Here is an 18,106-nt window from a genome sequence, read left to right on the forward strand (position 1 = left end):
CATTGCGCCCCGGTGCGACGCGGGCAGGCTATTCGCCGCCCGGCGCACGGCATGCTTCGCACTGCACCTGCGTGACCGTGCGTTGCGCCGGGTCGGCCGTCAGTCGTACGGCCGACAACCGATTTCCCCACACGCATCCGGAATCGAGCGCGACGATATTGTCGCGCAGCATCAGGCCGAGCGCGGCCCAGTGCCCGAATACGACGGTCACGTTTTCGGTGCGGCGCTCCGGTGCGTCGAACCACGGCACATAGCCGGGCGGCGCGCTGTCGGGGCCGCCGTTCGCCTTGAACTCCATCGTGCCGTCCGGCGTGCAGAAGCGCAGGCGCGTGAACGCGTTGAATGCGACGCGCATCCGGTCGCGTTTTTTTAGGTTCGGACTCCATTGGTTCGGCTCGTTGCCGTACAGGCCTTGCAGTGTGTCGCGCCAATCGGGGGCGCGCAGCGCGCGTTGCAGCTCGTCCGCGAGTTCCAGTGCGAGCGTGGTGTCCCATTGCGGCAACACGCCTGCGTGGACGAGCAGCATCCCGTGTTCGAAGTGCGCGAACGGGCGGTGGCGTACCCAGTCGAGCAGTGCATCGGCGTCGGGGGCGTCGACAATTTCGCCAATCGTGTCGCCCGGGCGTTCCGTGCGGATGCCGGCCGAGACGGCGAGCAGGTGGAGGTCGTGGTTGCCGAGCACGACGGTCGCGCGCGGGCCGAGGTCGACCATCGCACGCAGCGCGGCGAGAGAGTCGGGGCCGCGGTTGACGATGTCGCCGGCGATCCAGAGTGGGGTGTCGGCGGGGGCTGAAAGCTTGTCGAACAGCGACTGGAAAGCTGAATGACAGCCTTGAATGTCGCCGATGGCGATGGGGATGGGCGGCATGAGTGGTGGTGGTTGTGCAAGTCCTGATGCTGAATGGGAAAAGCATGATTGCGACAGCGTGCTCAGGTACAATATTGTGCCAGCTTAACATATTGATTTAAAACATAATTTCATCCGTGTTGCCGAATGCGTGCCCGTGTTTCAAGTTGTTAGCAACATGGCTTTTGCAGCGGCTTGCTTCCTATAATTACCGTTTCCTCGACAAAATTAGCATTTCATGACTTTGACGGTCTCGGTGAGAAGTTAGAATGCCCGCCTTGAGCGACGCGCACCTTGGCGTTGTCGCTGTTCGAAATGAGGGCGGCTCGTGCTCGGGGTCTGCCGCGGACGACTAAAGGGAGCCTCATGATCCTGGTGACGGGTGGCGCGGGTTTTATCGGCGCAAATTTTGTACTCGACTGGCTGCGTCATTCCGACGAGGCTGTGCTCAATGTCGATAAGCTGACCTACGCTGGCAACCTTCGCACGCTGCAATCGCTGGACGGGACCCCGAAACACGTGTTCGTACGCGCCGACATTTGCGATCGCGCCGCGCTCGATGCGCTGTTCGCCGAATACCAGCCTCGCGCTGTCCTGCATTTCGCCGCTGAAAGCCATGTCGATCGCTCGATTCACGGGCCGGCGGATTTTGTTCAGACCAATGTGGTGGGCACGTTTACGCTGCTCGAAGCCGCACGGACATACTGGAGCAGCCTGAGCGAAGCAGACAAATCGGCCTTCCGTTTTCTGCACGTATCGACGGACGAAGTGTTCGGCTCGCTGTCGGCCACCGATCCGCAGTTCTCGGAAACCACACCGTACGCGCCCAACAGCCCGTATTCGGCAACGAAGGCCGGCTCCGATCATCTCGTGCGCGCCTATCATCATACGTACGGCCTGCCCACGCTTACCACGAACTGCTCGAACAACTACGGTCCGTACCAGTTTCCCGAGAAGCTCATTCCGCTGATGATTGCCAATGCGCTCGCCGGCAAGCCGCTGCCCGTCTATGGTGACGGGCAGAACGTGCGCGACTGGTTGTACGTCGGCGACCACTGCAGCGCGATTCGTGAAGTGCTCGCGCGCGCCGTGCCCGGCGAGACTTACAACGTCGGCGGCTGGAACGAGAAGAAGAACCTCGAAGTCGTGCATACGCTGTGCGATTTGCTCGACAAGGCCCGCCCGAAGGCGGCGGGTTCGTACCGCGACCAGATCGCCTATGTGACGGACCGTCCCGGCCATGATCGTCGTTATGCGATCGATGCGCGCAAGCTCGAGCGCGAACTCGGCTGGAAGCCCGTGGAGACGTTCGAGACCGGTCTGGCGAAGACGGTCGCGTGGTATCTCGACAACCAGGTGTGGGTCAACGAGGTGGCCTCGGGTGAATACCGCAAGTGGGTGGAAACCAACTACGCAGAGCGCGCTTGAGGAGTTCATCGATGGCACGTAAGGGCATCATTCTCGCCGGCGGTTCCGGCACGCGTCTGTATCCGATCACGCATGCGGTCTCGAAGCAGCTGCTGCCGGTCTATGACAAGCCGATGATCTATTACCCGCTCTCGACGCTGATGGTCGCGGGCATTCGCGACGTCCTGATCATCTCGACGCCGCAGGACACCCCGCGCTTCGAAGCCATGCTCGGCGACGGCAGCCAGTGGGGAATGAATATCCGGTACGCTGTGCAGCCGTCGCCGGACGGCCTTGCTCAGGCATTCATCATCGGCAGGGAATTTGTTGGTCGGGATCCGTCGGCGCTGATCCTCGGCGACAACATCTTCTATGGTCACGACCTGGCGAAGCAGCTCGAGCGCGCAGACGCGCAGCATACGGGCGCGACGGTGTTTGCCTATCACGTGCACGATCCGGAGCGTTACGGCGTCGTCGAGTTCGACCGGGACTTCCGTGCCGTGTCGATCGAGGAAAAGCCGGCCAAACCGCGTTCGCACTATGCCGTCACCGGCCTGTACTTCTACGACAATTGCGTGTGCGACATCGCGGCGGACATCAAGCCGTCGCCGCGGGGCGAGCTGGAAATCACCGACGTCAATTCGCGCTATCTCGCTGCGGCCGCGCTGAATGTCGAGATCATGGGGCGCGGCTACGCATGGCTCGACACCGGAACGCATGATTCACTGATCGAGGCCGCGACATTCATCGCGACCCTTCAGAAGCGTCAGGGCCTCATGGTCGCCTGCCCCGAGGAAATCGCGTACCGCCGCAACTGGATCGATGCGGAACAGGTACAGAAACTGGCCGAGCCATTGTCGAAGAACGCGTACGGTCAGTACCTCACCAGTCTTCTCACGAGTCAGGTCGCATGGCAATCCAAGTAACGGCAACGGCGCTGCCCGAAGTCAAGCTCATCGAGCCGAAGGTGTTCGGCGATGCGCGCGGATATTTCTACGAAAGCTTTAACGGGCGGGAATTCGCCGAGCATATCGGGCCTGGCATCGAATTCGTGCAGGACAACCATTCGCGTTCGGCGAACGGCGTGCTGCGCGGGTTGCACTATCAGGTTCGGCATGCGCAGGGGAAGCTCGTGCGCGTGGTGGAAGGCGAGGTATTTGACGTTGCCGTCGATATCCGTCGTAGTTCGCCGACCTTCGGCAAGTGGGTCGGCGTGACGCTTTCCGCCGACAACCACCGCCAGCTCTGGGTGCCGCCCGGCTTCGCGCATGGCTTCGTCGTGTTGTCGGAGGCCGCGCAGTTCCTGTACAAGACGACCGACTACTGGTATCCGGAGCACGAGCGTTGCATCGTGTGGGACGATCCCGAAATCGGGATCGAGTGGCCGATCGATGCGGCACCGGTATTGGCTCCGAAGGACGCGGCGGGCAAGCGTTTGAGCGAGGCGGAAGTCTATGCGTGAGGGTGGGATGCATCCTGAACCGACGATCCTCGTGACTGGCGTGAACGGCCAGGTCGGGTTCGAATTGCTGCGGTCGCTTCAAGGGCTCGGACGTGTGGTGCCGTGCGATCGGTCGATGCTGGATCTTTCGGATCTCGATCGAGTGCGCGCATTCGTACGGGACCTGAAGCCATCCCTCATCGTGAATTCAGCGGCTTATACGGCGGTGGACAGGGCCGAGACCGAAGTCGACGCCGCGCGCCGCTTGAATGCAGACGTGCCGCGCATCTTCGCCGAGGAGATGGCGCGCACCGGCGGCGCGCTGATTCATTATTCGACCGATTACGTGTTTGATGGGAGGAAGGCGGGCGCGTATACGGAAACCGACGCGACGAATCCCGTGAATGCTTACGGCGCGACGAAGCTTGAAGGTGAGCAGGCGATCACGACGACGGGGTGTGCGCATTTGATTCTCAGGACGAGCTGGGTGTACGGGCGGCGCGGAAAGAACTTCCTGCTGACCATGCTGAAGCTCGGCAAGGAGCGGCCGGAGTTGCGTGTCGTGGCCGATCAGGTCGGTGCGCCGACCTGGGCCCGGACGATCGCTGTCGTCACGTCGCACATCATCGCGCAGCAAGCCGCCGCGGATGATGTCGCCGATTGGTGGGCGAAGCGTTCCGGCATCTATCACTACACGTCGTCCGGCGCGACGTCGTGGCACGGCTTCGCGCAAGCGATTCTTGAGCACGCGATGGGCGAACTTGCGCCGAAGGTATTGCCGATTTCGGCGAGCGAGTATCCGGTTCCGGCGAAGCGCCCGGCGAATTCGCGGATGGCGCTGGAAAAGCTGGCGCGAACGTTCGGCGTGACGATGCCTGCATGGGACGATGCACTGAGGCTCTGCCTGGGTGAGTAGGGTGCGTCGGCTATAATTTCGTCCCAACTAAGTTGGCCTAAACGGTTGATATTTTTTGCTGACGGGCTGTTGAATCAAAAGGCGAAAGGCGGTGGAAAGCCTTCCTTTCGCGGTTGGAAAACCAAATCTGGAGTGAAAGTGATGTTGATCCCCGTCATCCTGTCTGGTGGCGCAGGCACGCGACTTTGGCCGGTCTCCCGTGAAGGGCACCCCAAACCGTTCATGAAGCTTGCGGACGGCGAGAGCCTGCTCTCGAAAACCTATCGCCGTGCGGCGGCCGTGGTCGGCAGTGATGCAGGGTCGCAGCACCGTGAGATCTTGACGGTCACCAACCGCGACTACTACTTCATGAGCAAGGATGAGTTCACGGGCGTGAAGCTCGGTGAATCTCTGCCCGGCGCATTCATGCTCGAACCCGCCGGTCGCAACACGGCACCTGCAGTCGCAATGGCGGCCCATCACGTCGCGGAAAAGTACGGGCGCGATGCGCTGATGCTGATTCTCGCGGCCGATCATCTGGTTCAGGATCAGCAAGGCTTTTCCGCCGCGGTCGCGAGTGCTGTTGAACTGGCGAACCAGGACAAACTGGTGACGTTCGGCATCGTGCCGACGCGCCCGGACACGGGCTTCGGTTATATCGAGACAGGAGAGACGATCGGCGCAGGCCGGGCCGTCCTGCGCTTCGTCGAAAAGCCCGATGCCGACAAGGCAGCCGAATATCTTGCTGCGGGCAACTATCTCTGGAATTCCGGGATGTTCTGCTTCAAGGCAGGCGTCATTCTGGACGAAATGGCCCGCCATGCCCGGGACGTCGCGACAGCAGCCGAGACGTGCTGGTCGTCGCTGATGGCAAACAACACATCGGCGCAGATGCTCGAGATTCCTTCGGAGTCTTTCGCAAAGATGCCCGACATCTCGATCGACTACGCGGTAATGGAGCGTTCGACGAACGTGGCGGTCGTGCCGTCCAGTTTCGGGTGGAGCGATATCGGCTCTTGGGGGGCGATTCGCGAACTGGTCGCCCCGGACGCGGATAGCAACCGCGCCGTCGGCGAAGCAATCTTCGTCGACAGCCGGAATACCTACGTGCAGAGCCAGGATCGGGTGGTCGCGGCCGTGGGCGTGGCTGATCTGATGATTATCGATACGCCGGATGCGCTGCTGGTTGCACATCCCGATTACGCGCAGGACGTGAAGCGAGTCGTGGCTCGTCTGAAGAAACAGAATCACGAAGCGTACAAGTTGCATCGCACCGTCAGCCGTCCCTGGGGCACTTATACCGTGCTGGAAGAAGGGCCTCGCTTCAAGATCAAGCGTATCGAAGTCAAGCCGGGCGCCAGCCTGAGTCTGCAAATGCACCATCATCGCAGCGAACACTGGATTGTCGTATCCGGAATGGCCAAGGTCGTGAACGGAGATCAGGAAATCTTCGTGCGTACCAATGAATCGACGTACATTCCCGCAGGCCACAAGCATCGACTCGAGAACCCCGGCGTGCTGGATCTCGTGATGATCGAGGTGCAAAGCGGCGAGTATCTCGGGGAAGACGACATCGTTCGCTTCCAGGACGTTTACGGGCGGGCGTGATGCTAGGGATGTTGAAAGTCCTTTGGGACTATCGCGGTTTCATTCTGGGCAGCGTCAAGCGGGAATTCCAATCCAAATACCGCAATTCCCTGCTTGGTGCGGCGTGGACCGTGCTCAATCCGCTTGCGATGATCGTCGTGTACACGGTGATCTTTTCGCGGGTCATGCATGCCCGCTTGCCCGGGGTCGACAGCACGTTTGCGTACAGCATTCACTTGTGTGCCGGTGTGTTGCCTTGGGGCATGTTTGTGGAAATCGTCAGCAACGGCCAGAACACCTTTGTCAACAACGCGAACCTGCTCAAGAAGCTGAGCTTTCCGCGGCTGTGTCTGCCGATCATTGTCGTGATCAATTCGCTGGTCAATTTCGCGATCGTGTTCGGGTTGTTTACGGTGTTCTTGCTGATCACGGGCAATTTCCCGGGTTTGGTCTATTTCGCCGCCATTCCTGTGCTGACCCTGATGACGTTGTTTGCCATCGGACTGGGCATTACGCTCGGGGTGTTGAACGTGTTCTTTCGCGACGTGGGGCAGTTCTTCGGGATCGTGCTGAATTTCTGGTTCTGGCTGACGCCGGTTGTTTACGCGGCCGACATTTTGTCCAAGTCTGCACAGGAGGCGTTGCGCTTCAACCCGATGGCGCCCGTGATCGAAGCCTTCCAGGTCATGATGGTGCAACACCTCTGGCCGGACTGGTCGACGCTGTTGTATCCGTTCGTATTGAGCATTGTGCTGTGTCTCGCAGGCTTCAGTTTGTTCCGCAAGCATGCGGGTGAAATGGTGGATGAACTCTGATGGGTACCATTACCGTTACCAATCTTGGCAAGGCATACAAGCAGTATCCAACGCGATGGTCGCGCCTCCTCGAGTGGCTGGATCCGCGCGGCAAACCTCATCACACGCTGCATTGGGTGCAGCGTGACGTGAATTTCTCGGTTCGTTCCGGCGAGGCGCTGGGTATTGTCGGCATCAACGGTGCCGGCAAAAGCACGCTGTTGAAAATGATTGTCGGAACTACGCAGCCGACCGTCGGCAACGTAACGCGAACCGGTCAGATTGCCGCGTTGCTCGAACTGGGAATGGGGTTCCATGCGGACTTCACCGGGCGCCAGAACGTGATGATGGCGGGACAACTGCTCGGTTACAGCGTCGAGGAGATTGTCGCGTTGATGCCGCAAATCGAGGCGTTCGCCGAAATCGGCGAATACATCGACCAGCCGGTGCGCGTGTATTCGAGCGGGATGCAGGTGCGTCTCGCGTTCAGTGTCGCGACGGCCCGCCGTCCGGACATTCTGATCGTCGACGAGGCGCTCTCGGTCGGCGATGCCTATTTCCAGCACAAGAGCTTCGATCGCATCCGGGAGTTTCGCAAGCAGGGCACGACGTTGTTGATCGTCGCGCACGACAAGGCCGCGATTCAGGCCATCTGCGATCGCGCGATCCTGCTGAATGCCGGGCGGTTGGAGATGGAAGGCACGCCCGAAGCGGTCATGGATTACTACAACGCGATGCTGGCGGACCATCAGGACCAGGAGGTGCGCCAGGAGGTGCTCGAGAGCGGCAAGGTCCAGACGATTTCCGGTACGGGTGAAGTCACGATCGACAAGGTTGAGCTGCTGAATCGAGACGGCAGGCCGATCGACGTCGCTCATGTCGGGCAGCCTGTGACGCTGAGGATATCTGCCGAATGTCGTGAGTCCGTGCAGGACCTGGTCATGGGCTTCATGATCAAGGACAGACTGGGGCAGACCGTCTTCGGTACCAACACGCACAATCTCAAGTCCGACATCGGCGATGTGGCTGCGGGCGCGAATGCGACGGTCGATTTCGAGTTCCTGGCGAATATCGGCCCAGGCAGTTATTCAGTTGCCGTGGCGTTGCATACGGGCAGTACGCACATGCAGAACAACTTCGAGTGGAGGGATCACGCCCTTACATTCAATATGGTGAACGGCAACGTGAGCGAATTCGTCGGAATTACGTGGATGCCGACACAGGCGAAGGTGGTGTCGTGAGTGACAATTTCTACCGGGCATTTGAAGAACGCTATTACGCGCCCCGGGACCTCATCAAGAGCATCCGCAGGCAGTATCTGCCGTTCGTCGAGCCGTTGGCATCGATCTATCCGGGCGGCCGTGCGTTCGATCTCGGCTGTGGCCGTGGCGAGTGGCTGGAACTGATGTCCGAACAAGGTTTGACGCCTTTCGGCGTGGATCTGGACGCCGGTATGCTGCAAGCCTGCGAGGAGCGCGGCCTGCCCGCGACGCAGGGCGATGCGGTGGCCTATCTCAAGACGCTGGCGTCCGACAGCCAGGTCGTCGTTTCGGCATTCCATGTCGTCGAACACATTACCTTCGAGCAGTTGCAGACGGTTGTTTCGGAGGCATTGCGGGTATTGCAGCCGGGTGGTTTGCTGATCCTCGAGACGCCGAACCCGGAAAATATCGCTGTCGCGACCAACAACTTTCATCTGGATCCCACGCATCAGAAGCCGATTCCGTCGCTGCTGCTGTCGTTCGTGGTCGAGCATGGTGGATTCGAGACGGTAAAGACGCTCCGGTTGCAGGAGTCGCCGGCGTTGCGTAATCCTGATCGTGCGGTGTCTCTGCTGGACGTGATACGGGGGGCGAGTCCCGACTATGCCGTCGTCGCCCAGAAGGCCGCCGATCCGCAAATCAAGGAGAAATTTGCTCAGATGTTCGCGGCCGAGTACGGCTTGTCGCTGGAGCAACTGGCGGACCGTTACGAAGCGCGAACCGATTCCGAGAGGCTCCGGACGGAAAAGGCCGAGGCGGGCGTCGAGCGGCTAGACGAACTGGTTCGTGTGATCAGCGAGCAACTACATCTGGCCCAGGAGCGCCTTCAGTCCGTCGAAGCCGATCTGGATGCAGGGCAACGGCGGGTTACCGAGGACCGGCTCAAGCTTGCAGAGGAGCGGTGTCGGCATGCGGAGGAGTTGCGCCAGCATGCGGAGAACCAGCTTGGCGCCGTGGAGGCGCGGGCTCAACATGCCGAGGCGCAGGCCCGGCATGCGAATGAAGTGTTGCATGCCGTGCTGCACAGCACGTCTTGGCGCGTGTCGAAGCCGGTGCGCATGATCGGCGTTCCGCTGCGCAGATTGACGTCTGCAATCCGCGAACGCAGGTTGCTGTCAGGGATCAAGGCGCGAATCAAGGGCGCACTCAGAGTCGGTGCGGCCGAGCTGGCGAAGCGGCCGGCATTGAAGCGTGCGGCCCTCAGGTTGGTGAGGATGAGTCCGTCCCTGGACCGTCGATTGCGCACGGTCGTGACACCGTCGGCGAACGCTGCAGTCGGTTCTCCCCTGTCTCAACGCGCTTTGCCGGAGTCGGTCCGTGAAGTGCTCGAGGAGCTCCGGGCCGCCACGCGCGCGTCCGAATCCCGGTGACGATGCGCCCAACCGAATTGATGGAACTGCTGCGCGCTTGAATGGCGTGCCGGCAACAATGCTAAGTGCTGCTTTGGAAATGACGTCCCCTATGCATAAACCCCAGCCTGCTCATGCCACCAGACCCCGAATTCTGGTAGTTGGCGACATCATGCTCGACCGCTACGTCATCGGTGGCGTTTCTCGCATTTCTCCCGAGGCACCGGTTCCCGTTCTGGCGGTCGGTCGCGAAGAAAATCGGCCAGGTGGTGCTGCGAATGTGGCAGCCAACGTCAGCGCCATGGGCGGGGACGCAACACTGCTGGCGGTGGTCGGTCACGACAGCGCGTCCATCGAGCTTCAGAAGTGCCTGCAGGGGTACGGCGTACAGACGATGTTCGTGTCGGACCCGGAGGGCGGCACGACGCAAAAGACCCGCTTGATGGCGGGCGCGCAGCAGATCGCCCGCGTCGATCGCGACGTGCGGCCGACGGCGCGTACTCAGGCGCTCCTGCTCGAAGAGTTCAGGCGAGTCGCATCCGATCATGACCTGATCGTGTTTTCCGACTATGCGAAGGGTACGCTGGACCATCTGCCGGAATTTCTGGCGGCGGCAGCGGCCTTGAATGTTCCCACGTTGGTTGATCCGAAACGGACCGACCCCGCGTTCTATCGCGGCGCAACATTGCTCAAACCGAACAATTCCGAATTCATCGGGCTGTTCGGCGACTATACGTCCGACGATGAACTGCTGGAGCGGGCACAGCAGGTGCTGGGTGAACTGAACTTGCGGCATCTCGTCGTGACCCGTGGCGCGAAGGGCATGGTCTACGTGAGCAAGGACGGCCATCTGGGTAGCATCCCCACGCACGCGCGGGATGTCTTCGATGTATCGGGCGCCGGCGATACCGTACTCTCGGCACTGGCACTGGCGCTGGCCCGCGGTACGCCGGTATCCGAGGCGGTGCATATCGCCAATGTGGCGGCTGGCATCGCCGTATCTCATTCCGGTACCTATGTGGTCTCTGCGGACGAGGTTCGCGATCAGCTGTATCCGTCGCGCCAGCGCGCCCCCAAGCTGGTGGATGAGGAAACCCTCGGGAAGCTGCTGCTGGCGCATCGGCAGCGAGGGGAAGTCGTCGTATTCACCAACGGCTGCTTCGACACCCTGCACCCTGGACATATCCGCTTCCTCGACGAAGCGCGTGCACAGGGCGACATTCTGGTCGTGGCGCTCAATGCCGACGCATCGGTGCGCGAACTCCACGGTTCGGGGCATCCACTCCATTCTTTTGGCTATCGCGCCGAAGTGCTGGCTGGCTTGGCAGCAGTGGATTACGTGGTGGAGTTTGACGCGCCGACACCGTTGAAACTGATCGAATCGCTTGAGCCCGACGTTCTCGTGAAGGGTGGCAATTACCAGGTCCATGACATCGTTGGCCATGACGCGGTAAGTGCCCGGGGAGGCCGAGTGGCCGCGCTCGCATTCCATGACGGCTACCCGACCGCGCGTGTCGTTCCGGAGATCAGCGCGGTGCGTGATCAATGACCTTGCTCTGGATCACGGTTCAGCGCCGCTATTGCCACTCGAGGCTGCTCTTCGGATGGGCCTTTTCCGTCAGCGCGCCCCGATGCGCTGTTGCGCCGGATCGTTCCGGAGTCACGACGGCCTCGTGGGCGTCGGTAGGTCAAGTAAAGTAGGACAACCATGCGAATCGTTATTGACATGCAGGGAGCGCAAACCGAGAGCCGCTTCCGTGGCATCGGACGCTATTCCCTTTCCTTGGCGCTTGCCATTGCCCGCAATGCGGGACACCATGAAATCTACCTGGCCCTCAGTGGACTGTTCCCCGAGACCATCGGGCCGATCCGTCAGGCATTTCGAGGTTTGGTGCCGCAGGAGCGGATTCGCGTCTGGCAGGCGCCGGGGCCGATGCGCTGGGTCGACCCGCAAAATGCGTCGCGTCGTGCCGTCGCTGAACGGGTGCGCGAGGCGTTTCTGGAAACGCTCGATCCCGATATCGTGTTGGTTACCAGTCTGTTCGAGGGGTTGGGGGATGATGCAGTCATCAGCATCGGGGCATTGGGTGAACCGCTGCCGACCGCGGTCATACTTTACGACCTGATTCCGCTGATCAACCCGGACGAGCAATACCGGACGAACCCTGTTTATCGCGGCTACTATGCAGACCGCATCGAAAACCTGAAGCGGGCACGGCATCTTCTTGCGATCTCGGAAAGTGCCCGGCAGGAGGCGCTGGGTGCATTGCCTTTTTCGCCCGAGAAAGTGACCAATGTGTCGGGTGCTTGCGACGAGATGTTTACCCGCGTCGTGCCCGATGCAGACCAACTGGCGACCCTGAATAAACGCCTGGGGGTAACCAAGCCTTTCATCATGTACACGGGTGGAGCCGATGCCCGCAAGAACCTTCCGCGTCTGATCGAGGCGTTCGCCGACCTGCCGGATACGTCGCGCCACCACCACCAGCTTCTGTTTGTCGGTCGAATGCCGCAGTCGGAAGTGAGCGCGCTTCGTGCTCATGCACGACGCGTCGGCCTACATGCCGACGAGCTGTTGTTCAGCGATTACATCTCGGATGACGAGCTGCTGGCGTTGTTCAGTACCTGCCGCCTGTTTGTCTTCCCTTCTCTGCACGAAGGGTTTGGCTTGCCGCCGCTTGAAGCGATGGCATGCGGCGCCGTGGTGATCGCTGCCGACGCCGCGAGCCTTCCGGAAGTCATGGGCAGCCCCGAGGCGCTCTTTGATCCGCAGTCGGTTCCGGCCATCAGCGCCAAGATGCATCAGGCGCTTACCGACGAGGGCCTGCGCGCTCGATTGCTGGAGAACGCCAGGACTCAGGCGCAGGCATTCTCGTGGGATCGCAGCGCCAAGCTCGTGTTGCGGGCCATTGCCCCCTTCGAGCGAACCCGTGAGTCACGGACGGGGCGAGCCGTGACCTTCGAGCGCACCACGTTGTTCGAGCCGAAGATCAAGAGGATCCTGCTGCTCAAACTGGATCATATGGGGGATCTGCTGCTGGCGGTGCCGGCTATTTCTCGTCTGCGCGCACGATACCCGAAGGCCGGCATCGACGTAGTGGTGGGGAGTTGGAATCAGGCTTTGGCGCAGACCCTGCCGTTCTTCGACCGGGTGTTGACGCTCGACTATTTCAAGCGCAAATCTTCGTTGCAGGCGGAGCTGTCCGACGGTTCGTTGGGTGAATTCGTGAAGCAGCTGGGTTTCTACGACCTGGCTATCGATTTGAGGCGACAGCCTGATACACGGTTCGTCCTGGCACAAGTCGAGGCGGGGCTCAAGGTCGGCTATGGCAGTCTCAACCCGGCCATCGATGCCAAGCTCGACATCGCACTGCCCACATATCAAGACCTGCCGTTCGTGGAAACGCCGCTGAATCGCGTTTCGATCAGCGAGCAGATGCTGGCTCTGGTCGACGCACTACCGGCTCATCCGTCCGACTATGTCGAGTTGCCGCCGCTCGCGGCCCCTTTGCAACAGCATACTCGTGCGGTTGCGCTGTTTCCCTACGCCGGTGGCGATGCAAAGGAATGGCCTGTTGCGCGATTCCACGAACTGGCCCGACGGCTGGCCGCGGATTCCACAGTGGAACTCGTCAGCGTTTTCTTTGCCAGCGACAAAGAAGCCCAGCGTTTCAGCTTCGACGGCCTTGAAAAAGTGGTGATTCAAGTGGGGCTCAGCATCCCCGAACTGATGCGGCATCTCGCCGGCCACCAGTTGTGCGTCGCCAACAATTCCGGCGGCGCGCACATGGCAGCCTATCTGGGTGTGACGGCGCTGGGGGTCTATGGCGGGCTGGAAACCGCACACGAATGGGCGCCGGTGTTCGGCAACAGCTATGTCTTGCATAATGAGGCGGCTTGCTCACCCTGCCACATTCCTGCGCGACGCGATTGTCCGCACAACTTTTTCTGTCTCGATGACATCGCGGTGGACGAGGTGTATGCCCGCTGCCAGGAATTGCTCGCTCAGAACGGTGCGGCGCTGCCGATTGCACAGTCACGTCCGAGCATCAAGTCGACGCGCAAGAAGCTGTTCCAGGCCCTCGCGCCTTTGGTACGTCAATGCAACGAAGACGAGTTGAGTCAAGTCGCACAGGGCATCGCGCTCAGCTTGCCTACGCGAACGCGCCGCACGTTATTTGTCGATGTATCGGAACTGGTCAGCCATGATGCCCGGACCGGGATTCAACGCGTCGTCCGAAGCATTCTGAGCGAACTGCTCAAAGACCCGCCGAAGGACTTCGAGGTGTGGCCCGTCTACGCAACGCATGACCGAACGGGTTATTTTTATGCGAAACGTCTGCGTTCGCGCTTCATGGGGCAGGATGACCCCGGCGCAGTGCAGGAAGATCCCATTGATTTTCAGGCAGGCGATGTCTTTTTGGGGCTGGATCTGAACCCATACGGCATTGGCGTTCAGGAAGCATTTCTCGATGAAATGTCGCGTCAGGGCGTTCGTATCCAGTTTGTCGTGTACGACCTCTTGTGCGTGCAGATGCCCAGCTACTTCGCGCCGGGGAGCGAGGCCCTGTTCGAGAAATGGCTGAATACGATCTCCCGTTATGACGGTGTCGTGTGCGGTTCCCGAACGGTGGCGGACGAGTTCACGCAATGGTTGCAGGCGCATCAGCCTCAGCGCCAGGGAACGCTTGAAGTGGGCTGGTTCCATTACGGCGCAGATGTGCAGAATTCGCACCCGAGCTCTGGCATGCCAAGCGACGCGCCTCGTATACTCAGGGCACTGCGCGCGGCTCCCAGCTTTTTGATGGTGGGGACGGTCGAGCCGCGCAAAGGCCATGCGCAGGCGTTGGCGGCTTTCGAGCAACTCTGGCAGGAAGGTACGGCGGTCAATCTGGTGATCGTCGGCAAATCCGGGTGGCTGGTCGAGAAGCTGGTTGCACGTCTGCGAGCGCATCCCGAGTTCGGAAAACGGCTATTCTGGCTGGAGAGCATCAGCGATGAATACCTGGAGCAGGTCTACGGCGCATGTTGCTGTCTGCTTGCGGCGTCGGAAGGGGAAGGCTTCGGGTTGCCGCTGATCGAGGCGGGTCGCAAGCATCTGCCCATATTGGCGCGAGATTTGCCGGTGTTCCGCGAGGTAGCGGTGGACCATGCACATTATTTCCATGGCACCAGTGGTGAAGCGTTGACGGAGGCCGTGACGCACTGGCTCACGCTGTATCGGCAAGGCGCACACCCAAAGTCCGAGGGAATGCCCACCCTGACCTGGCAAGCCTCTGTTCAGCAATTGCTGGACAGCGTATTACCGATGCGACAGGTCATCAAGCCCGTCACCCGCTTGGAAGTACCCGCGGAGACCGAGTGACATTGCCGTCAATCATCCGATAAAGATTTTGCAAGAGAACTTAAGATGAATTCTCAAAATATGAAAGTTTCCATCATTACCGGCATCACTGGCCAAGACGGTGCCTATCTCGCCCAGCTCCTGCTCGAGAAGGGTTATCAGGTGTATGGCACCTATCGCCGTACCAGCTCGGTGAACTTCTGGCGTATCGAAGAGCTTGGCATCGCCAAGCACCCGAACCTGCATCTGATCGAATACGATTTGACGGATCTGTCGGCGAGCATCCGCCTGCTGCAGACGACCGGTGCCACGGAAGTCTACAACCTCGCCGCGCAAAGCTTTGTCGGCGTATCCTTCGACCAGCCGGTCACCACTGCGGAAATCACCGGCATCGGTCCGCTGAACCTGCTCGAGGCGATCCGCATCGTCAATCCGAAGATCCGCTTCTACCAAGCGAGCACGTCCGAAATGTTCGGCAAGGTGCAGGCGATCCCCCAGATCGAATCGACGCCGTTCTATCCGCGCAGCCCGTATGGCGTCGCCAAGCTGTATGCGCACTGGATTACGGTGAACTATCGCGAAAGCTACGATATCTTTGGCTGCAGCGGGATCCTGTTCAATCACGAATCGCCGCTGCGCGGCCGCGAGTTCGTCACGCGCAAGATCACGGACTCCGTCGCAAAGATCAAGCTGGGTCAGCTCGACGTGCTCGAACTGGGCAACATGGACGCGAAGCGCGACTGGGGTTTCGCGAAGGAATACGTGGAAGGTATGTGGCGCATGCTGCAGGTCGATGAGCCGGACACGTACGTTCTCGCCACGAATCGCACGGAAACCGTCCGCGATTTCGTCCGCATGGCGTTCAAGGCCACCGGTGTCGATCTCGAGTTCAAGGGCAGCGACGTGGATGAAGTCGGCGTCGATGTCGCGACCGGCAAGACGGTTGTGCGCGTCAATCCGAAGTTCCATCGTCCGGCCGAAGTCGACCTGCTGATCGGCAACCCGGAGAAGGCGAAGCAGAAGCTGGGCTGGGAGCCGACGACGACGCTCGAGCAGCTGTGCGCAATGATGGTTGAAGCGGATTTGCGTCGCAATGAACTCGGCTTCTCGTTCTGACGCGCCGCGGGCCCTGGTGACGGGGCTCGGCGGCTTTACCGGCGACTTTCTGGCGCAGTCGTTGCGGGCGGCCGGTTATCGCGTGTTCGGTACGACGCACGGTTCCGAAGCGATGGGGCCTGATATGTATCGGGTAGATCTGTGCGACCGCGCGGCGCTCGCACAGGTCGTCGCCGACGTGCAGCCGGACGTGGTCGCGCATCTCGCCGCGATCGCGTTTGTCGCGCACGGTGACACCGACGCGATCTATCGCACCAACGTGGTCGGCACGCGGAATCTGCTCGATGCGCTCGCGAATCTGGAGCGTCGTCCAAAGGCGGTTCTGCTGGCGAGCAGTGCCAACATCTACGGCAACGCGGCGGTCGAAGTCATCGACGAATCGGTCGAGCCCAACCCTGCGAACGACTACGCGGTAAGCAAGCTGGCGATGGAGTACATGGCGCGCCTGTGGTGCGACAAGTTGCCGATCGTTGTCGCGCGTCCGTTCAACTATACGGGCGTCGGGCAGTCGCCGCAGTTTCTGCTGCCGAAGATCGTCAGCCATTTCCAGCGCGGCGAGCGCGTGATCGAACTTGGCAATATCGACGTCGAGCGCGATTTCTCCGACGTGCGTCGCGTCGTGGATGCCTATCGGCGCTTGCTGCAACTCGCACCGGCCGGCGGGGTGTTCAACGTGTGCTCCGGCCGCGCGGTGTCGCTGAAGGCGGTGATCGCGATGATGGAGCAGATTGCCGGATACACGATCGAAGTGCGCGTCAATCCGGCTTTCGTGCGCGCGAACGAAGTGCGCCGGTTGCAGGGCGACAGTACGCGGCTGCAGGCCGCCATCGGCCCGCTCGAGGACATACCGCTGGAAAGCACGCTGCGCTGGATGTTTGGCGGAGGGCGTGGGTGAAGGTCGGTTTCGGCACGACGGCCCTCGCACGGAGCCGTGCGCACGGCGGCGTCGACGGCATCGGTTCTTATACGCGCGAACTGGGACAGGCGCTGATCGCGCGGGGCGGAATCGGCCTCGTTCCCGCCGGTTTTGGCGCGACCGTCGGCGACGACGTATTTCCGGGTGCGCGGCCGCCGGTGAATCTCGGTCGGCATGAAGTCGCGACGGTGCTGGGCGCCGTGACGCCGTGGACGTCGATCGACGAGAAGGCGCTGCGCGCGGAGCGCGTGGACGTGTTTCATGCGACGGATCACCTGATTCCGAAGCTGTCCTCGATACCGGTCATCGCGACGCTGATGGACGCGATTCCACTGTCGCATCCGGAGTGGACGACGATCCGGTTGGCGGCGCTGCGTCGTTGGCTACTGCGTCGTTCAGGCACCTGGGCCGACCATGTGATCACGATTTCCGACTACTCCAAACGGGAAATCGTCGAGCATTTCGGCATCGCGCCGGAGCGGATTTCGGTGGTTCCGCTGGGTGTCCATCCCCGATTCTTCGAACGGATCGACCAGGCCGAGCGCGAGGCGGTATTGAAGCGGCTCGGCTTGCCGGCGCAATTCTTCCTGTGCGTCGGGACCTTGCAGCCGCGGAAGAATCTCGAGCGGGTCGTTGACGCACATGCGAGCTTGCCGGCCGGCTTGCGCCGCGATATCCCGCTGGTGATCGTCGGCCGGGCCGGGTGGGGCTGCGAGCAACTCGTTGCACGCTTGCGCGCGGACGAGAGCGGTTGCGTTCGGTGGCTCGAGTATCTGCCTGACCATGACGTACGCGCGCTGCTCCAGTCGGCAACTGCGCTTGTGTTCGCGTCGCTGTGTGAGGGTTTCGGGTTGCCCGTCGTGGAAGCTTTTGCGTCGGGGCTACCGGTCGTGGCCTCCAGCACGACGTCCGTTCCAGAAGTCGCGGGCGACGCGGCAATCCTGGTCGATCCTTCCCGTACCGGCGACATTGCCGACGGCATGAGAATGATCGTCGAGCAGCCCGGCCGGGCAGACGTGCTTCGCGAGGCCGGGCTGGCACGGGCGCGAGCGCTGAATTGGCAGGCCTGCGCGCAGCAGACGCTGGCCGTCTACGAAGCTGTCCTGGGCGGAACACGTCGTTAATGAATCAATTCGCTTCGAGGAGCA

14 protein-coding genes are annotated in these 18,106 nt (G+C 61.1%); 13 read left to right on the plus strand and 1 reads right to left on the minus strand.

The window, feature by feature from the left end; genetic code table 11:
• Nucleotides 1-28: 28 nt before the first annotated feature.
• On the minus strand, nucleotides 29-868 hold the full coding sequence (locus tag DIE11_RS33340) for a symmetrical bis(5'-nucleosyl)-tetraphosphatase (RefSeq protein WP_124629580.1): 840 nt from the start codon (nucleotides 866-868) through the stop codon (nucleotides 29-31).
• A 345-nt stretch (nucleotides 869-1,213) separates the two neighbouring features.
• Here DIE11_RS33340 and rfbB point away from each other — a divergent pair, with 345 nt between their 5' ends.
• The 13 genes from rfbB (at nucleotide 1,214) to DIE11_RS33405 (ending at nucleotide 18,082) form a co-directional block, all read left to right on the plus strand.
• On the plus strand, nucleotides 1,214-2,275 hold the full coding sequence (gene rfbB, locus DIE11_RS33345; RefSeq protein ID WP_124629603.1) for a dTDP-glucose 4,6-dehydratase: 1,062 nt from the start codon (nucleotides 1,214-1,216) through the stop codon (nucleotides 2,273-2,275).
• 11 nt (nucleotides 2,276-2,286) lie between these two features.
• Nucleotides 2,287-3,180 (plus strand): glucose-1-phosphate thymidylyltransferase RfbA, encoded by an 894-nt coding sequence (gene rfbA, locus DIE11_RS33350; RefSeq protein ID WP_124629581.1) that lies wholly within the window; start codon nucleotides 2,287-2,289, stop codon nucleotides 3,178-3,180.
• Entirely contained in the window at nucleotides 3,165-3,716 is a 552-nt protein-coding gene (gene rfbC, locus DIE11_RS33355; RefSeq protein ID WP_124629582.1) for a dTDP-4-dehydrorhamnose 3,5-epimerase, read from the plus strand. The genes rfbA and rfbC overlap by 16 nt, the downstream gene beginning before the upstream one ends.
• Complete coding sequence (gene rfbD, locus DIE11_RS33360; protein WP_124629583.1) at nucleotides 3,709-4,611, plus strand: dTDP-4-dehydrorhamnose reductase; 903 nt, start codon at nucleotides 3,709-3,711, stop codon at nucleotides 4,609-4,611. The genes rfbC and rfbD overlap by 8 nt, the downstream gene beginning before the upstream one ends.
• Before the next feature lie 141 nt (nucleotides 4,612-4,752).
• The gene (locus DIE11_RS33365; RefSeq protein WP_124629584.1) at nucleotides 4,753-6,198 is read left to right on the plus strand and encodes a mannose-1-phosphate guanylyltransferase/mannose-6-phosphate isomerase; all 1,446 of its coding nucleotides are present in this window, start codon (nucleotides 4,753-4,755) and stop codon (nucleotides 6,196-6,198) included.
• On the plus strand, nucleotides 6,198-6,992 hold the full coding sequence (locus tag DIE11_RS33370; RefSeq protein WP_124629585.1) for an ABC transporter permease: 795 nt from the start codon (nucleotides 6,198-6,200) through the stop codon (nucleotides 6,990-6,992). The genes DIE11_RS33365 and DIE11_RS33370 overlap by 1 nt, the downstream gene beginning before the upstream one ends.
• Nucleotides 6,992-8,212 (plus strand): ABC transporter ATP-binding protein, encoded by a 1,221-nt coding sequence (locus DIE11_RS33375; protein WP_124629586.1) that lies wholly within the window; start codon nucleotides 6,992-6,994, stop codon nucleotides 8,210-8,212. The genes DIE11_RS33370 and DIE11_RS33375 overlap by 1 nt, the downstream gene beginning before the upstream one ends.
• A complete protein-coding gene (locus DIE11_RS33380; RefSeq protein WP_124629587.1) occupies nucleotides 8,209-9,603 on the plus strand; it encodes a bifunctional 2-polyprenyl-6-hydroxyphenol methylase/3-demethylubiquinol 3-O-methyltransferase UbiG in 1,395 nt (464 codons plus the stop codon). Before DIE11_RS33375 ends, DIE11_RS33380 begins: the two co-directional genes overlap by 4 nt.
• Before the next feature lie 91 nt (nucleotides 9,604-9,694).
• The gene (locus DIE11_RS33385) at nucleotides 9,695-11,131 is read left to right on the plus strand and encodes a PfkB family carbohydrate kinase (protein ID WP_124629588.1); all 1,437 of its coding nucleotides are present in this window, start codon (nucleotides 9,695-9,697) and stop codon (nucleotides 11,129-11,131) included.
• A 159-nt stretch (nucleotides 11,132-11,290) separates the two neighbouring features.
• The gene (locus tag DIE11_RS33390) at nucleotides 11,291-14,947 is read left to right on the plus strand and encodes a glycosyltransferase (protein ID WP_124629589.1); all 3,657 of its coding nucleotides are present in this window, start codon (nucleotides 11,291-11,293) and stop codon (nucleotides 14,945-14,947) included.
• Between the two features lie 60 nt (nucleotides 14,948-15,007).
• Complete coding sequence (gene gmd, locus DIE11_RS33395; RefSeq protein ID WP_059530360.1) at nucleotides 15,008-16,042, plus strand: GDP-mannose 4,6-dehydratase; 1,035 nt, start codon at nucleotides 15,008-15,010, stop codon at nucleotides 16,040-16,042.
• Complete coding sequence (locus tag DIE11_RS33400; RefSeq protein WP_124629590.1) at nucleotides 16,020-16,937, plus strand: NAD-dependent epimerase/dehydratase family protein; 918 nt, start codon at nucleotides 16,020-16,022, stop codon at nucleotides 16,935-16,937. The genes gmd and DIE11_RS33400 overlap by 23 nt, the downstream gene beginning before the upstream one ends.
• A complete protein-coding gene (locus DIE11_RS33405) occupies nucleotides 16,934-18,082 on the plus strand; it encodes a glycosyltransferase family 1 protein (protein WP_124629591.1) in 1,149 nt (382 codons plus the stop codon). Before DIE11_RS33400 ends, DIE11_RS33405 begins: the two co-directional genes overlap by 4 nt.
• Nucleotides 18,083-18,106 lie beyond the last annotated feature (24 nt).

The organism is Burkholderia sp. Bp9012, assembly GCF_003853825.1.
Lineage (GTDB): Bacteria > Pseudomonadota > Gammaproteobacteria > Burkholderiales > Burkholderiaceae > Burkholderia > Burkholderia diffusa.

Bases quoted from the DNA above. Each gene is read 5' to 3' on its own strand.
- rfbD (WP_124629583.1), top strand. From the start codon at position 3,709: ATGCGTGAGGGTGGGATGCATCCTGAACCGACGATCCTCGTGACTGGC.
- DIE11_RS33340 (WP_124629580.1), bottom strand. From the start codon at position 868: ATGCCGCCCATCCCCATCGCCATCGGCGACATTCAAGGCTGTCATTCA.
- DIE11_RS33375 (WP_124629586.1), top strand. From the start codon at position 6,992: ATGGGTACCATTACCGTTACCAATCTTGGCAAGGCATACAAGCAGTAT.
- rfbC (WP_124629582.1), top strand. From the start codon at position 3,165: ATGGCAATCCAAGTAACGGCAACGGCGCTGCCCGAAGTCAAGCTCATC.
- DIE11_RS33390 (WP_124629589.1), top strand. From the start codon at position 11,291: ATGCGAATCGTTATTGACATGCAGGGAGCGCAAACCGAGAGCCGCTTC.
- DIE11_RS33385 (WP_124629588.1), top strand. From the start codon at position 9,695: ATGCATAAACCCCAGCCTGCTCATGCCACCAGACCCCGAATTCTGGTA.
- DIE11_RS33400 (WP_124629590.1), top strand. From the start codon at position 16,020: ATGAACTCGGCTTCTCGTTCTGACGCGCCGCGGGCCCTGGTGACGGGG.
- gmd (WP_059530360.1), top strand. From the start codon at position 15,008: ATGAAAGTTTCCATCATTACCGGCATCACTGGCCAAGACGGTGCCTAT.
- rfbA (WP_124629581.1), top strand. From the start codon at position 2,287: ATGGCACGTAAGGGCATCATTCTCGCCGGCGGTTCCGGCACGCGTCTG.
- rfbB (WP_124629603.1), top strand. From the start codon at position 1,214: ATGATCCTGGTGACGGGTGGCGCGGGTTTTATCGGCGCAAATTTTGTA.
- DIE11_RS33365 (WP_124629584.1), top strand. From the start codon at position 4,753: ATGTTGATCCCCGTCATCCTGTCTGGTGGCGCAGGCACGCGACTTTGG.
- DIE11_RS33370 (WP_124629585.1), top strand. From the start codon at position 6,198: ATGCTAGGGATGTTGAAAGTCCTTTGGGACTATCGCGGTTTCATTCTG.